The sequence below is a fragment of the Pontibacillus chungwhensis genome (assembly GCF_030166655.1).
GTDB lineage: Bacteria > Bacillota > Bacilli > Bacillales > BH030062 > Pontibacillus.
The window spans coordinates 2,429,306-2,444,656 of sequence record NZ_CP126446.1; the positions used below are offsets into that span (position 1 = coordinate 2,429,306).

Consider the following 15,351-nt stretch of genomic DNA (forward strand, 5'->3'; position numbering starts at 1 on the left):
ACACTTATTCTTAAAGAATAAGCGTTGCTTTTTCAGCTACCTGCTTGGACTTATATATTTAGAAAATTAGTTCTAACAATAACAGTTCATTCCACCATTACCTTCTTCTTTTTGAACAGAGAAGCCAATCTTCTTCCAGGCAGCTATACCCCCATATAATTCCTTCGCATCATACCCCTTATGCAATAACGGGATTGCTGCTTTAGCAGCCAGGGTACACCACGTATCCCAACAATAGAGGACAATCGTTTTGTCCTTCGGGAACTCATTTATTCTTTCCTCTAATTGATTAAGCGGGATCTCCCATGACCCTGGGATACGCTCTTCTTGAGCTTTCGCACCGATTCGAACATCGACAAGAATTACGCTTTCAGGCGTTTCGTTCACTAGCGATTGATACCCCATAGGACTAATGGTTGCATCTAACTTGGCCTTAAAGTAATCAATTCTTTCCATCATGCTCCCCCTCTTGAATAGAATTCCAAACCTTTTTCAAAATGGATTTAAGATGACCTTTTTCATCTTGATCTAACACCGATAAAACAGAATTTTCTGTTTTATTCAATTGTTTTCTTCCCTTTTTTAGCGCGGATACTCCATACTCCGTAACCGTTAATCCAAAAGAACGTCGATCATTTGGATTTCTCACTCTTTTAATCAAATCAATCTTTTCTAAATGATCTACATGAGCTACCATCGTCGTTCGATCAATGAATAGCGCTTCGGAAACTTGGATTTGAGATGCATTCGGATACTGTTCAATGTGTTGTAATACCCCAAACTGCGGGGCGGTTATATGTAATTTTCTTAAGTACTCCGTAAATAACGCTTCCATTTCCTCTTCTACTTTAGCCAGTAAAAAACCATAAGAATCTTGTATCTGCAACGTGTTCCCTCCTAAATAATCAGTTTATTATATTATCAGTTTAGCTGATTAAATTATATTTTCAACCTTTTTAAGGAAAATAATACTAAAATCACTTACAGAAAATAGACGGATGCAGAAACACAACCGCCTAAATCATTTATTCTAATTTATAACACTCTTTCAGATATCCTATCCAGCAGATCTGATTCAAATTCCTCAAGTGACTTCTTATAAGTCCCTTCTTGACCATATTGCCTCACCTGAACCGCTCCATGCTGTTCTTCATCATCACCTACCACGAGTAGATATGGAATTTTTTTCATCTGAACGTCACGAACTTTATATCCTAGTTTCTCTTCCCGAAAATCGGTTTCCGCCCGAACCCCATTATGTTTTAAACGGTCTCTCAGCTCCTCCGCATACTGCCCGTGAACCTGGTTCGATACTGGAATTACCTTTACTTGAACAGGTGCAAGCCAGTCTGGGAAAGCTCCTCCAAAGTGTTCAATCAAAATGCCTAAGAATCTGTCTATCGAACCAAATACCGCCCTATGGAGAACCACAGGTCGTGTCTTCTGCCCGTCCTTATCTACATAAGAAAGGTCAAATTTCTCAGGCATTTGGAAATCAAGCTGGACTGTAGCGCATTGATGACTTCTGTTTAGAGCATCTTTAATATGAACATCAATCTTCGGTCCGTAAAAAGCACCGTCCCCTTCATTCACAGTGTAGTTATATCCAAGTGACTGAAGGACTGTCTCTAATGCATTTTCGGCCTGATTCCATAGACTATCGTCTCCCATTGAATCTTCTGGTCTTGTTGAAAGCTCAATCGAATAATCGAAACCAAATGTCTGATACACATAATCAATTAAATTTAAACAGGAACGAATTTCATCTTCAATTTGTTCCGGTGTTACGAAGATATGAGCGTCATCCTGACAAAATGTTCTCACCCGAAGCATCCCATTTAGCGCTCCGCTAAATTCATGGCGGTGGACCTGACCAAATTCCGCCATTCGAATCGGAAGATCCCTGTATGAATGAAGCTGATCCTTGTAGATCAACATATGCCCCGGACAGTTCATCGGCTTTAGAGCAAAGCGCTGATCATCTACTTCTGAGAAATACATATTCTCTTTATAATGGTCCCAGTGACCCGATTGTTCCCAAAGCCGCTGATTCATCATCATTGGAGTTCTGACTTCTTCATAATCAAATGAATGCTGCAAGTCTCTGAGGAATCTTTCTAATTCATTCCTTATTGTTTGACCCTTCCGTAAGTAAAACGGCATGCCCGGAGCTTCTTCAGAGAACATAAATAAATCAAGCTCTTTTCCTAACTTACGGTGGTTCCGCTTCTCTGCTTCTTCTAAGAAATTTTCGTACGCTTGTTTATCTTCTGCAGAAGCAAAAGCAATTCCATACACACGCTGCATCACATCCTGGCTGCTGTCACCTCTCCAATATGCTCCCGCTACACTCGTAAGAGAAAAGGATTTGATCCACTTTGTAGACGGAACATGTGGACCTCTGCAAAGGTCGACAAATTCCCCTTGTCGATAAACAGTTACAGGTTCGTGACTTGGAATAGCTTGTAGTAGCTCCATCTTATAAGGATCATGGAAGAAGAGACGTTCCGCCTCTTCTCGTGATAAAGCTTCTCTCTTTATTTCCAAGTTTTCACTTATGATCTTCTTCATTTCTTTTTCAATTTTTAGAAGATCTTCTTTCTGTATGGAATGGTCTACTTTTATGTCATAGTAGAACCCATTTTCAATAACCGGTCCTACTCCAAACCTAGCCTCCCCATAAATTCGTTTAACGGCTTGTGCTAATACATGTGCACTTGTGTGGCGCATTAACTCTAATCCATCATTAGAATCTAAAGAGACTAACGAAATGCGTGCATCTTCTTCAATAGGACGCTTGAAATCATACAATTCCCCATTTACTCGTCCTCCAACTGATCTCTTTTTCAAGCTTTGGCTAATAGAGACAGCAATATCTTCTAACGTACTTCCTTTTGGGTACTCTTTTTCCTTTCCATCTGGAAAAATCATATAGATCATACTTTCGTTCATCTTTATTCACTCCTCAATAAAAATTAAAAAAACGCGCAACATCCCTATGAAAAGGGACGAGCGCGTATACTCGTGGTTCCACCCCACTTCCCGGTAAACAAACCGGCTTCGTGACCGCTGTATCGTAGCATCTACGGCGCAAGCTTACTAAAAGTTCAGCCACGCAAGCTCCCAGGGGGTAAGACGATTCACCTGCATTAGGAAGATCTCAGCACCCCTCCCTCTCTGTAAATCGGTCATAATCGCTCATGTCCTGTTCAACGCTAAATAACTATGAAAAAAATCTTCATTGTAAGTTAGATCCACTGCTCTCCAAACACTCATTAACCGATCCTGCCAAAACGAATAACAAAAAACACACCCATCCCTAAATAGGGACGAGTGTGTTGCTCGTGGTTCCACCCAAGTTCTCATTACATCTGTAATGACTCAAAAAACGCTGTATCGTAGCGGCTACGGTATAGATTACATACAAGTTCACCTATACAGCTCGAAGGGGGTAAGACACTCTGCTGCGTTAGGAAGTCTCAGCACCCTTCCCTCTCTTAAAACCGTTCAGAATCCTCATGTCCTTTTCATAGCTTTTGTTATTTTTTACTACTATATTCCAAAATTAGTTTATCGTCAATCTTTTTTCAATAAATCTATTCAACTTTTTTATCGATATACGCTCGCACATGTGTTAGCTTGCGGTTCATAATAACAATGTTCTTTATACTGACCTGCAAACGGTTGACCATACCATGTAGGTGGACAAGAACCTGAAGGGTTGAAATACCAAAGTGAATACTTAGCCGGAAATTGTCTCCAGAATTTTAGATTCTTTTCAGCCAATCGCTTCTCTGTAGACCTGGCCCTATTATAAAAAAGGTTTCCTTTTTGGACCGCTTCAAACGAGTAGTTCCCTCCTTGAACTTGGTAAATAACATCAGAGATCGTCCTCAAATCTTTAAAGTCCAAACAATTGGCTGCCGCCCGATTTACAATCACATTCCCCACATAAAGCATTCCCTGCTTGCCTTCACCCACCGCTTCCGCTCTCATCATCCTAGCCATTAGGGCAATATCTGAATCTGTATATTTTACTCTCGGCATACTTTCACCTCACATTTTGTGTATAAAGAATCTCCTGGTGTTAGAGTGAATGGAAAGATCCATAGTTTATAAGTATGTAGGAGTGGCTTATCCTATTATCCCTTTTCTGTTACCGTCCCCATGGAACCTCCCTCCCAACAAAAAAAGGGCAAAGTCTGTTAGACTTTGCCCCTCGTCACCCTTATTCTTACAAATTTAAACGCGACTCTTCTCTTCTTCTTGCAGTTGTCTCCAAAGAATTTTACCTGAGCTCGTTGTCGGAAGAGAGTCTCTGAATTCTATCAACCTCGGATATTTATAAGCAGCCATGTGTTCTTTTGACCACTCAATAATTTCATCCTCTGTAACCTGCCCCACCGCATCTTCATTTAAGATCACGAAAGCTTTCACGGTTTCTCCACGACGGGGATCAGGCACCCCTACGACACAGGCCTGCTGAATAGCGGGGTGGTTATAAAGTAGGGATTCCACCTCTGTGGGCCATACCTTATATCCTGAAGCATTTATCATGCGTTTAACACGGTCCACAATAAAGAAATACCCCTCTTCATCGACACGTCCAATATCCCCGGTCCTGAAGAACGTCTTACCTTCCAGTTCAAGGAAAGCTCCTTCATTGTCCGCTTCATTATAGTATCCAACGAAAACTTGAGGACCGTTTACGACGATTTCTCCTGTCTCATTGACTCCTAATTCTTGTTGGGTGGCAGGATCAATAATGCGCGCATCAACATCAAAGGATGGCACACCAAGGCACTGAAGCTTCGGACGATCAGGTGGATTAAAGTGCGTATGTGAAATAGTCTCAGACAATCCATATCCTTCTATAAACTTAAGACCTGTCATTTCGTATAGCTTATTCCCAACAGCTTCCGGTAGAGCTGCTCCTCCACCTGCTAATACTTGAAGGGTAGAGATGTTGTATGAAGAAAGGTTCGGATTTGAAAGGAAATCAATCAGCATGGTACTGATCATTACCCAGTGAGTGACTTGCTTTTCCTCGATCATTCTCGCTGCCATCTCACGGTCCCAACGAGTCAAGATCACCATCGTACAACCACCATAAACAGGTGCATGAAGACTGTGAAGCATACCCGTCACATGGAAAAGTGGCAACGTCGTTAAATGGACACTATCCATTGTTATGCTTACCCAGTTATACGCAGAAACCGCATTTGCTTGTACCGTCGAATTGGTATGCATGCATCCTTTCGGTTTTCCTGTGGTTCCGGATGTATAAGGCATCACACATAAATCATCAGGTCCTGCCTCGGCCGGCTTAGGTTCAAACCCGGCTGCTAAAGCATCTTTCCAGTAATACGTGCCCGCATGGTGGAATGACTGTGGCGGGGTGAGTACTTCTGGCGGTAGCCCATCCATCGGTTGAGCAGGCAGATAATCATGATAAGAGGCCACAACAATGGATTCAAGCGTTGTTGATTTCATAAGGGGCTGCACCCGTTCATACAGCTCCTGTCCAACGATTGCGTGTTTGATTTCACTATCTTGTATAAAAAAGGCTAATTCCTCTGACGTAAGCATGGGGTTAATTGGAACGACTAAGGCATCAGCGCGATTAATGCCGTAAAAGCTTACCGCGTATTGAGGAGAGTTTTGCATAAAGATTAAAACTGGCTCTCCTTTTTCAACGTTAAGCTTATGCTGAAGATACCCTGCAAGAGCTTTTGCTTCGTCCTTAAAAGTTCGATAAGAGATCTCGCTTCCATAATAAGATATGGCAGGATGTTCAGGAAAACGAGCAGCCGCTACCTCTAAGTTATGGTAAAGCGTCGTTTGTGGTACAGACAGACTTTTCGTTACACGATTCGGATAATAGTCATAATGATTCGTTAACATTTCGTCATTCCCCTTTCCACTTTAAACAAATTCATTACTTTCCTTTATGGAACAAGTACCAATTTCCCTTTTGTCTTACGGCTCTGAAGTAGTTCATGTACATTGGCTGCCTCAGCTAACGGGTAAACACCACCAATGGTAAGCTTCAATTCATCTCTCTCAACAAGCCCAAGGAGCTCTTGTAAGCTTGAACTGAATAGTTTAGGCTTTTTCATAATTTGCGGTAAGAAAAAGCCAATTACAGATAGGTTACGATTCATTAAACCAGACGGGTACATTTGTGCTGGATTTCCACTCGCAACTCCGTAGACTACCACTCGTCCAAATGAGCGCATACATTTCACTGTTTCATGAAAAATTTCGCCTCCAGCCATTTCTAACGCAACGTCAACTCCTTTGCCTCCATTTGCTTCTATTACTTGCTCACGCCAATTCTCTTCTGTGTAGTTGATCGCAGCATCTGCCCCTAATGATTTGGCAAACTCTAACTTTTCTTTGGTACTAGCTGTTGCAATGACTTTGCCGGCTCCGAACGTCTTCGCTAATTGCACCGCAAGGGAACCAACTCCTCCAGCTGCAGCATGAACAAGTACCGTTTCTCCTTCTTCGAGTTGGCCCATAGTCTTTAGAATATGGTAAGCGGTGAGCCCTTGAAGAGGGAGAGCCACAGCTGTTTCAGGTGATACGCCATTCGGAATAGGAATTAAAGTCTGAGCGTTTGCTACCGCAAATTCAGCATAGCCTCCTTTTTCAATAAGCGTCACAACACGGTCTCCTTTAGTCACATTCTGTACACCCTCACCAACTTCTTCCACAACTCCAGCTACTTCAGCTCCAGGAATAAAAGGGAGAGGGGTAGGCACAACATAGGCGCCCTCACGACGAGCTGTATCTGCGTAGTTTACGCCGATCACCTCTACTTTAAGAAGAACTTCTCCTTCAGCAGGACTAGGATTCTTGAAGTCTTTCATTTCTAAAACCTCAGGTCCCCCATAATACTCAAATTGAACAGCTTTCATAGATCTTCCTCCTTATTTGCCTGTAAACGCAGGCTTTCGTTTCTCTACAAATGCTTGAACGCCTTCTTGGTGATCCTCAGTCGACACCATGACAGTTTGTGTAATACGCTCTTGCTCGAGTATGGAAGCCAGGTCACTTGTTTCAGATTGGTTCACAAGCTTTTTCATCATACTAATGGCACGTCCTGGCCCCATGGCGAGTTTTGCAACATATTCTTTTGCTGATGCTTCAAGCACACTTTCTTCGTATACGCGATTCACGAGTCCAAGGTCACTAGCCTGATCGGCTGATATGGGTTCTGCTTGGAACAAAAGCTCTTTCGCCTTATAAGGCCCTAGCTTTTTGGTGAGAAAGTAGCTGCCTCCCCCATCTGAAACTAATCCTACTTGGGCAAAACTTAAAACAAACTTACTATCTTTGGCTGCTAGAATTTGATCACTCGCTAATACTAGATTCCATCCTGCCCCTGCTGCGAATCCATGAACGATGGACACAATGGGCTTTGAACATTCCTTCATCGCTAAAATGAGTTCATTTAAATACCCTAAATGGTCATATACATCTGTTGCTGTGGCGTGCCCCATTTCTTTTACATCTCCACCAGCAGAGAAAGAGCGGCCTGCACCAGAAATCGTAATCGCCTTAATTGCATCTGAACGATCGGCTTCTTTGATAGCTTGGGTAAGCCCAAGGATCATTTCTTCACTAAAGGCATTTAAACGATCTGGACGATTCAACACACAGGATAAAACTGGACCGTTTTGTTCAATCAATAAATGGTCGTTTCCTTCAAACACTCTAATTCCTCCTTTATATTAGCGAATGAACATATTCGCTTCGATCATTTGAGACGCAATAACACGATTTCGTTCAATCCGATTATCTGTAAGAAAGGCATTTAAATTTATAGAAACCCCCATTAGAAATTGAGAGCGTATTTCATCCTTTAGTAACGAAGCTCCTAAATATTTCGCATTCGTTTCTACTCTAGCTAAACAATCCTCAACAAATGTTTGAGCTAACTTTTCTTTCAAAGTGGAATGGCGATCTTGTTTGGCTCTTGCTTTTTCTGCTCTGATCACGCTAGATTCTGCCCGGTACAGGTCGATCGCAATATTGGCAAGCTTCATAAGTGTTTCTTGCTCATTCTTCATGGCCTCACCGTAGGCTTCATAAGCAGCTCCAGCACAGACTAGGAAGATGTTACGGAACGTTTCTACAGCCTGATTTAGAGAAGTGAGAATGTCCTCCTCTTTTTGGACGCCACTTTCGAGCTTCGCCTGGGCTTTTTCTATTAATGAACGGGCATCCACTTCCCCTTTCGCAACCCTTTTAAAGAAAGCCCCTGGTATGAGTAAACGATTTATTTCGTTGGTGCCTTCAAAAATCCGGTTAATTCGCGCGTCACGATATGCTTGTTCGACTGGGTACTCTTTAATAAAGCCTGCTCCCCCGTGAAGCTGAACACCTTCATCAGCTATATAATCAAGTGTTTCCGACCCAACTACTTTACAGATTGCTGACTCTAATGCATGTTCATTCATTGCTTTTGCAATCGATTTATAATCAAACGACTCCGCATATCCCCCTAGAGCTGACTCCACTAGCCCAGCCGTCCGGTACATAACAGATTCAGCGGCATACAGCTCACTTGCCATCGTAGCCAGTTTCTCCTGAGTGGCAGGGAAGTCGGCTATGCGCCTCTTAAACTGTTTCCGCTCAGTTACCTGGGCCAAAGTAGCATCTAAAACAGCGCGAGACGCACCAGTTGTTGCAAAACCAAGGTTAAAACGACCTAAGTTCAATACATTTAAAGCAATAACGTGCCCACGCCCTACGTCTCCAAGGAGATTCTTAACAGGAACTTGGCAATCTTCAAAGATGACAGAACACGTTGATGAACCTTTAATACCCATTTTTTGTTCCTCTGGACCGATGGATACCCCTGAAAAACCTCTTTCAACAATAAACGCTGAGAAATGCTCTCCATCAACTTTTGCATAAACAATAAATGTATCAGCGAAAGCCGCATTCGTAATATAAATCTTCGTTCCATTAAGGATGTAATGCGTACCTTCTTCATTCAGTACCGCAGTAGTCCTAGCTGATAACGCGTCTGACCCTGCCTCTGGTTCTGTCAGGCAATACGCTCCTATAAATTCACCAGAAGCAAGCTTAGGTAAGTAGGTTTCTTTCTGTTCCTTAGTCCCAAAATACGTAATTGGAAGAGAAGCTATACACGTGTGATTACTGTGAGCTACGGAATATCCACTCGCACTACCAAGGGCTTCCCCCACTATTCCTTTGCTGATCTTATCGAGACCTAACCCCCCATATGCTTCTGGAATACTATGTCCAAGTAAACCCAGTTCTCCTGCTTGTTTCATAAGCGAAGCGACCAGATCATAATCTCCGCTTTCGATCGTTTCTCTATGAGGATAAACTTCTCCCTTTAGGAATTTACGTGCTGTTTCTTGAATCATTTTATGCTCATCCGTCAAATCCTCAGGGGTAAACATTTCTTCAAGCGAGATCCTCTCTGTTAGAAATTGACCGCCTTTTACCATCTTATCGACTGGATTCATATTGTCCTACCTCCTTAATCGACCCTGACTGCTTAGAGAATACAGGGACGACTTTGAAATAATCTTCATTCGCCACAAACTCTATGTCCCTAGCCAACCCGTAAGCTGCCATCATTTCACCCACCCGGGTCTCCGCTAAGACTTCCTTTGCCCTATACGTTTCGTTCCTATAAATCATTAAAGCACCCCGAGCCGCATCGGAAAGAGACCATTCTCCAAGCTTCATTAAAGCTTGAATAAGCCCCCCTGCCCCGTAATAATCCTCAAGGCAAAATGCGTTAGCAGAGCCTGAACATACAAGCACAAGATCTCCATGTTGATGATTGTGGTAGAGGTGTTCAGCTACGGCTCCTACATTTAAAAGAGAACACAAATAGACAAAAGAAGCTCCTTCTGATCGACGGGTAGCGACGGTCCCATTCGTTGTAGACAAAATAAGGGGGCGATCCTTTACGACAGAATTAAGCGCCAAAGGGTTTGGCGGATGAAATCCATCAATCGTAATTCCTCCATATTCTCCTGCTACTATAGGATTCTCACGTTTCATTTCCTCGGCTACCCTTTTAGCTTCCTCTTCATTTAACACCGGAATAACCTCAAGTGCTCCGTGCGCTAAGCTTGAGGTGATAGTAGAAGTAGCAAGTAGTACGTCAAACACAACCGCGACTGAGTCTGCCTTCCAGCGAGACGGATCAATATCTTCTTTCTTCATTACCACATGTATGCGCCCCACATTTACACCCTCGCTGTATCTTCAGCTAGTTCAATAAGGTGATTAACAAAGTGATTCATGTGAGCAAATCGAGGATCATCGGTTTGCCCCATTTTATAACGGTAATAAATTTGCTGCACAATGCCGGCCAATTTAAAGTAAGCAAAGGTGAGGTAAAGGTTAACATTTGTTACATCCCGTCCACTCTTCTCAGCATAACGCTGTATAAATTCGTCACGAGTGAAGAATCCATCCTCAGTTGTAAGAGGAGGCTTACCGAGCCCTTTTCTTAAAGACTCCGGGTCATCTTTTTCAATCCAATAGCCTAAGGCTACCCCGAGATCTGCCATTGGATCACCGACTGTCGTCATTTCCCAATCAAAAAGCCCTACCATACGGCTGTAATCATGACTAGCAAACATGGCATTATTCAATTTGTAATCGTAATGAATCACGGATGCTTCAGAAGAAGAGGGTATATGTTCAACCAACCACTTCTTAATCCGTTCCCCAGATTTCACATCATCTGTTATAGAATTGTCATACCGTTTGATCCACCCATGCACCTGACGTTCCATGAACCCTTCAGGCTTCCCCATTGTTTCGAGTTCTGTACCCTTATAGTCAAGATTGTGAAGTTCTACAAGACGATCAACCATTTCTTTTGAAATCGTTTGACCGAGTTCAGGAGAACCTTCTATCCCATCTGGCCATTCTGTATCAAGAACAATCCCCCTTTTTCTTTCCATTATGAAAAAAGGAGCCCCGAATACAGATTCATCTCCGTAAACGAACGGTTTAGGAGCAAGATCAAACTTTTTATTAAGCGCTTTCAAAATTGTGTATTCACGATGCATATCATGAGCTTTCGGAGCTACTGGCCCTAAAGGAGGGCGCCTCAGGACAGCTTCCCACTCTCCTGCTTTTAATTCATAAGTTAAATTTGAATGCCCCGCACCAAACTGACGAACTTCTAATCCCCTTTGAGGGAAAGATGGTACATGTTCTTTCAAAAATGCTTCCAATTTCTTCACTTCTAGCTCTTCTCCACTCCTTACTGGCTGGGTCTCTTGCATTGTTCTCCTCCTTTCTTAATCGTTGACGATATAATGAGCTAACTTCTCCCGAATTGAATTAGAAAGGGGATGGCTCTTCTCTGTTTCGACATTAAAAGAAACGATGACAGTCTCCCCTCTTGCTATCAATTCTTTTGTTTCGTCATCATAGATTTCTTGTTGGGCAGTAAAACTGCTATTACCGATCCTCGTAATCTTCGTCTCAATTACAAGAACCTGTCTAAAATAAGCTTGTTTTATAAAATCACACTTCGCTGAAGCAAGTACATAATTCTGATCGTTATTGAAGATAGCTGCATCATAAAAAAACTGAATTCTAGCATCTTCAAAATAAACGAAATAGTTACTGTTATTCACATGACCAAGTAAGTCCGTTTCACAAAAACGGACGATTACTTTATGCTGGTGCATATCGCCACCTCACCTTTATGAACGCACTTTTCCATTTTCGTTATATTCATAGAATCCTTTGCCGGTCTTTCGTCCAAGTTCTCCTGCATCTACTTTATCCACAATGGTTTTTGGAGGCTGATCCAGAGGATTCCCTGACTCGTTGTATTGCTGTTGCATCACATAATACCCAACGTCAATACCTGATAGATCAAGCAATTCAAAAGGACCTAGTGGATGACTTAAGGCTTTCCTTGTAATCGTATCAATGTCTTTGAAATCAGCGTAGCCATTTTCATAGAGACTCATAGCTTCTTTTTGGATCGCGAAAAGGATTCGATTGGCAATAAATCCTGAAATCTCTTTTTGAAGAAGGACGGCTGTCCGGTTCATTTGCTCACTAACTTCCATCGCAGTTTGGGCTGTTTCTTCTGAGGTGTGATCCCCCTTTACCACCTCCACACAATCCATCACAAGAGCCGGGAAGAAGAAATGCATGTTGCACACTCTGTCAGGTCGCTCTGTTGCGTCAGCAATCAAAGAACTTACAATAGTAGAACTATTGGTAGCAAGGATTGTGTGTGCAGGAGCAATCTTATCAAGATCACTGAAGACATCGCGCTTTACATCAAGTTTTTCCACCACGGCCTCAATGACGAAATCTGCCTCACTGGCTGCCTCTTCAAGGCTTGGTGTAAAAGTAAGGCGATTGAAGGCTTCATTTTTATCACCTTCTGAAATCTTATCTTTCTTCACCCATTTATCCATAATGCCGTGCAAGGTTTCTTTTGCTTTCTCAAGGGACTCTTCGTTTACATCCTGTAGTACGGTGGTATATCCCCCTAGCGCCCCAAGCATTGCAATCTGATGTCCCATTGAACCCGCGCCAATGACGGCCAGTTTATTAATTTTCATTTCTTTACCTCCCTAAATTTGTATCCCTTCGAGGATCATCTTCATGTAAAGATCTGTTAACTCATCTTCTGAGACCTCACCATCCGGTTCATACCAGAAGTAGCTCCAATTCGAGACTCCTAATACAGCAAAAGAAAGCATATCAGCGCGCAGATCACTTCTAAACTCTCCCTGATCGATACCCGTTTGGATAATGTGCTGTAAATTCCGCTGAAATTCATCTCTTTTTGGGAGTACTTTTGAGGTATGTTTTTCACTTAAATGACGCATTTCCCTGAAAAACACCCTGGCGCTCTGAGCACCTGACTTAATATTACTGATGATCATTTTCACATTCGCATACAGTTTCTCTCGTTCCGTAAGCTCTTTGTCTTGTAAAATGAGATTCTGTTGATCGAGCAATCCTTCAATAAACCGAAGATGAATATGCATCAACACGTCTTCTTTATTGGTAAAGTAATAGTAAAAGGTTCCTTTCGTTACACCGAGTTCTCTTGTAATATCTTGAATCGATGCTTCTCTGAACCCTCGTTCTCCGAATAGGGCTATGCTTGTATTGATGATTTTCTCTCTCATGTTTACGTTCCTCTCGTTAGTAAGTTGTGTAAGTCGTTAACAGTGAGCCTGCATCCCACCATCAACCACTAGCGTTTCACCTGTTACATAATTTGAAGCTGCAGAGGCTAAAAATAGAGCTGCCCCTTTTAAATCTTCCTCACTACCAAACCGATTTAGTGGTGTTCGATCCAAAATGTGCTGACCACCTTGCTCAAGGACCACTTTTGACATTTTGGTTGGGAAGAATCCTGGGGCGATCGCGTTCACATTGACGCCATGGGCTCCCCATTTCACGGCGAGATCTTTCGTAAGCGTTAAAATTGCTCCCTTACTCGCGTTGTATCCGACTGTATCCATAAAACGAGGATCAGCCCCGCCTAATCCAGCTACAGAAGCAATATTGATAATCTTACCTGCGCCTTGATCGACCATTACTTTTCCAACAGCTTGTGCCATCAGGAAGGTTCCGCTTGCATTCACATTCATTACCTTTTGCCAGGCTTCAAGAGGCATTTCTAAAGATGGCGCCCCCCACGTAGCTCCACTATTATTAACTAAGATATCAATCTTTCCAAACGATTCTATAGATTGTTTTACAACTTCATTTACTTGATCTTGGTTGGTGACATCACACTGCAAAGCAATCGTTTTAACACCATGTTTTTCTTCCATGCTCCGAGCAACTTCTTCACATGCTTCTTTCTTACGTGAACAGAGAACCAAGTTGGCGCCTGCTTCTGCATATGCTTCAGCCATTTGAGCACCAAGCCCCCGGCCTCCTCCGGTAATAATAGCCGTCTTTCCGGTTAGATCGAATAATTGTTGAACGTGCATCGTCTTCCTCCTTTATTGATGTTTGGCGAGTTCAAGTTTGGCTATTTGACGTCGATGCACCTCATCTGGTCCATCGGCTAATCGTAATGTTCTTGAGTTAGCCCACTGAGCAGCTAATGTAAAGTCATCACTCACACCAGCGCCTCCATGAGCTTGAATCGCCCGGTCAATTACATTTAATGCCATTTGAGGAGCAACAACCTTGATCATCGCAATCTCAGCTTTCGCTTCTTTATTCCCTACCGTATCCATCATATAGGCAGCTTTTAGAGTTAGAAGTCTTGCCTGTTCAATCTCTATCCGGGAAGTAGCAATCCACTCCCTCACTACCCCCTGATCAGCCAATGGTTTATGGAAAGCAACGCGTTCTTGTACACGCTTACATAAATCATCAAGCGCTCTCTCAGCTGCACCAATTAACCGCATGCAATGATGGATGCGTCCAGGACCAAGACGTCCTTGCGCGATCTCAAAGCCTCTTCCTTCTCCAAGAATCATATTTTGAGCGGGTACACGCACATTGTCAAAATCTATTTCTGCATGACCATGAGGGGCATGATCGTAACCAAACACCGGAAGCATTCGTTTAATCTTCACACCTTGTGCGTCTAGCGGTACGAGAATCATAGACTGCTGTTTATGACGAGGTGCTTCAGGATCTGTCTTTCCCATAAATATGGCGACCTTACACCGTGGATCTCCAGCTCCTGAAGACCACCACTTCCGTCCATTAATGACGTATTCATCTCCGTCTCGCTCAATCCTTGCCTCAATATTTGTCGCATCAGAGGAGGCAACATCAGGTTCAGTCATTGAAAAGCAGGAACGGATCTCTCCATCTAATAGCGGCCTGAGCCAACGAGCTTGTTGCTCTTCACTACCGTACCGCGCCAACACTTCCATATTACCTGTATCAGGAGCATTACAGTTAAATACCTCCGGGCCAATGAGAGACCGTCCCATTTCTTCACAAAGAGGAGCATATTCAAGATTTGTTAGACCAGCTCCGTATGTAGAATCGGGTAAGAATAAGTTCCACAACCCTTGATCTTTTGCTTTTTGTTTTAATTCTTCCATGACTGAAGGAACGGAATCAAAACGAGAGCTTTGTGCTGACAGCTGCTCTTCGTAAACCGCTTCATTCGGATAGACATGTTCATTCATGAAGGAACGCACTCTCTCAAGCAATTCATTTACTTTATTTGAGTAATCAAAATGCATGGTTTTCCTCCTCCCCATTAACATACTAACCGGTTAGTATGTTAATTCCATTGTATGCTGATTATTCAGAAAATTCAAGAGACAAGCTTGGAATTTATTCTTTCGATGTACGCCTACTATATAGAGATATCCTTCA

15 protein-coding genes and 1 other annotated feature are annotated in these 15,351 nt (G+C 42.7%); all 15 genes read right to left on the reverse strand.

What is annotated here, in order from left to right; all coding sequences use genetic code 11:
- Nucleotides 1-72: 72 nt before the first annotated feature.
- Nucleotides 73-459 carry a rhodanese-like domain-containing protein gene (locus QNI29_RS12620; RefSeq protein WP_231416864.1) on the reverse strand — a complete coding sequence of 129 codons (387 nt, stop codon included), beginning with the start codon at nt 457-459 and terminating at the stop codon, nt 73-75.
- Nucleotides 443-886 (reverse strand): MarR family winged helix-turn-helix transcriptional regulator, encoded by a 444-nt coding sequence (locus tag QNI29_RS12625; protein WP_231416865.1) that lies wholly within the window; start codon nt 884-886, stop codon nt 443-445. The genes QNI29_RS12620 and QNI29_RS12625 overlap by 17 nt, the downstream gene beginning before the upstream one ends.
- 149 nt (nt 887-1,035) lie before the next feature.
- Complete coding sequence (gene thrS, locus QNI29_RS12630; RefSeq protein ID WP_231416866.1) at nt 1,036-2,952, reverse strand: threonine--tRNA ligase; 1,917 nt, start codon at nt 2,950-2,952, stop codon at nt 1,036-1,038.
- A gap of 370 nt (nt 2,953-3,322) precedes the next feature.
- Nucleotides 3,323-3,540 (reverse strand) — a binding site (T-box leader).
- A gap of 69 nt (nt 3,541-3,609) precedes the next feature.
- Entirely contained in the window at nt 3,610-4,047 is a 438-nt protein-coding gene (locus tag QNI29_RS12635) for a cell wall hydrolase (RefSeq protein ID WP_231416867.1), read from the reverse strand.
- 195 nt (nt 4,048-4,242) lie between these two features.
- Nucleotides 4,243-5,904, reverse strand: a complete 1,662-nt coding sequence (locus tag QNI29_RS12640) for a long-chain fatty acid--CoA ligase (RefSeq protein WP_231416868.1) — start codon at nt 5,902-5,904, stop codon at nt 4,243-4,245.
- Nucleotides 5,905-5,948: 44 nt separating this feature from the next.
- Nucleotides 5,949-6,923, reverse strand: coding sequence for a quinone oxidoreductase family protein (locus QNI29_RS12645; protein WP_231416869.1), 975 nt, complete (start codon nt 6,921-6,923; stop codon nt 5,949-5,951).
- Nucleotides 6,924-6,935: 12 nt separating this feature from the next.
- The gene (locus QNI29_RS12650; protein ID WP_231416870.1) at nt 6,936-7,721 is read right to left on the reverse strand and encodes an enoyl-CoA hydratase/isomerase family protein; all 786 of its coding nucleotides are present in this window, start codon (nt 7,719-7,721) and stop codon (nt 6,936-6,938) included.
- An 18-nt stretch (nt 7,722-7,739) separates the two neighbouring features.
- Nucleotides 7,740-9,509 carry an acyl-CoA dehydrogenase FadE gene (locus tag QNI29_RS12655; RefSeq protein ID WP_231416871.1) on the reverse strand — a complete coding sequence of 590 codons (1,770 nt, stop codon included), beginning with the start codon at nt 9,507-9,509 and terminating at the stop codon, nt 7,740-7,742.
- Complete coding sequence (locus tag QNI29_RS12660; RefSeq protein ID WP_255688298.1) at nt 9,493-10,221, reverse strand: 2-phosphosulfolactate phosphatase; 729 nt, start codon at nt 10,219-10,221, stop codon at nt 9,493-9,495. The genes QNI29_RS12655 and QNI29_RS12660 overlap by 17 nt, the downstream gene beginning before the upstream one ends.
- Before the next feature lie 23 nt (nt 10,222-10,244).
- Entirely contained in the window at nt 10,245-11,297 is a 1,053-nt protein-coding gene (locus QNI29_RS12665) for a phosphotransferase family protein (protein WP_231416873.1), read from the reverse strand.
- Between the two features lie 15 nt (nt 11,298-11,312).
- A complete protein-coding gene (locus QNI29_RS12670; protein ID WP_231416874.1) occupies nt 11,313-11,708 on the reverse strand; it encodes an acyl-CoA thioesterase in 396 nt (131 codons plus the stop codon).
- A gap of 15 nt (nt 11,709-11,723) precedes the next feature.
- Nucleotides 11,724-12,602, reverse strand: a complete 879-nt coding sequence (locus QNI29_RS12675; protein WP_231416875.1) for a 3-hydroxyacyl-CoA dehydrogenase family protein — start codon at nt 12,600-12,602, stop codon at nt 11,724-11,726.
- Between the two features lie 12 nt (nt 12,603-12,614).
- On the reverse strand, nt 12,615-13,178 hold the full coding sequence (locus QNI29_RS12680; protein ID WP_231416876.1) for a TetR/AcrR family transcriptional regulator: 564 nt from the start codon (nt 13,176-13,178) through the stop codon (nt 12,615-12,617).
- Between the two features lie 36 nt (nt 13,179-13,214).
- On the reverse strand, nt 13,215-13,994 hold the full coding sequence (locus QNI29_RS12685) for an SDR family oxidoreductase (RefSeq protein ID WP_231416877.1): 780 nt from the start codon (nt 13,992-13,994) through the stop codon (nt 13,215-13,217).
- Nucleotides 13,995-14,006: 12 nt separating this feature from the next.
- Nucleotides 14,007-15,215 (reverse strand): acyl-CoA dehydrogenase, encoded by a 1,209-nt coding sequence (locus tag QNI29_RS12690; RefSeq protein WP_231416878.1) that lies wholly within the window; start codon nt 15,213-15,215, stop codon nt 14,007-14,009.
- Nucleotides 15,216-15,351 lie beyond the last annotated feature (136 nt).

Bases quoted from the DNA above. Each gene is read 5' to 3' on its own strand.
- QNI29_RS12665 (WP_231416873.1), bottom strand. From the start codon at position 11,297: ATGCAAGAGACCCAGCCAGTAAGGAGTGGAGAAGAGCTAGAAGTGAAG.
- QNI29_RS12680 (WP_231416876.1), bottom strand. From the start codon at position 13,178: ATGAGAGAGAAAATCATCAATACAAGCATAGCCCTATTCGGAGAACGA.
- QNI29_RS12660 (WP_255688298.1), bottom strand. From the start codon at position 10,221: ATGAAGAAAGAAGATATTGATCCGTCTCGCTGGAAGGCAGACTCAGTC.
- QNI29_RS12670 (WP_231416874.1), bottom strand. From the start codon at position 11,708: ATGCACCAGCATAAAGTAATCGTCCGTTTTTGTGAAACGGACTTACTT.
- QNI29_RS12685 (WP_231416877.1), bottom strand. From the start codon at position 13,994: ATGCACGTTCAACAATTATTCGATCTAACCGGAAAGACGGCTATTATT.
- QNI29_RS12640 (WP_231416868.1), bottom strand. From the start codon at position 5,904: ATGTTAACGAATCATTATGACTATTATCCGAATCGTGTAACGAAAAGT.
- QNI29_RS12655 (WP_231416871.1), bottom strand. From the start codon at position 9,509: ATGAATCCAGTCGATAAGATGGTAAAAGGCGGTCAATTTCTAACAGAG.
- thrS (WP_231416866.1), bottom strand. From the start codon at position 2,952: ATGAACGAAAGTATGATCTATATGATTTTTCCAGATGGAAAGGAAAAA.
- QNI29_RS12645 (WP_231416869.1), bottom strand. From the start codon at position 6,923: ATGAAAGCTGTTCAATTTGAGTATTATGGGGGACCTGAGGTTTTAGAA.
- QNI29_RS12690 (WP_231416878.1), bottom strand. From the start codon at position 15,215: ATGCATTTTGATTACTCAAATAAAGTAAATGAATTGCTTGAGAGAGTG.
- QNI29_RS12675 (WP_231416875.1), bottom strand. From the start codon at position 12,602: ATGAAAATTAATAAACTGGCCGTCATTGGCGCGGGTTCAATGGGACAT.
- QNI29_RS12620 (WP_231416864.1), bottom strand. From the start codon at position 459: ATGATGGAAAGAATTGATTACTTTAAGGCCAAGTTAGATGCAACCATT.
- QNI29_RS12635 (WP_231416867.1), bottom strand. From the start codon at position 4,047: ATGCCGAGAGTAAAATATACAGATTCAGATATTGCCCTAATGGCTAGG.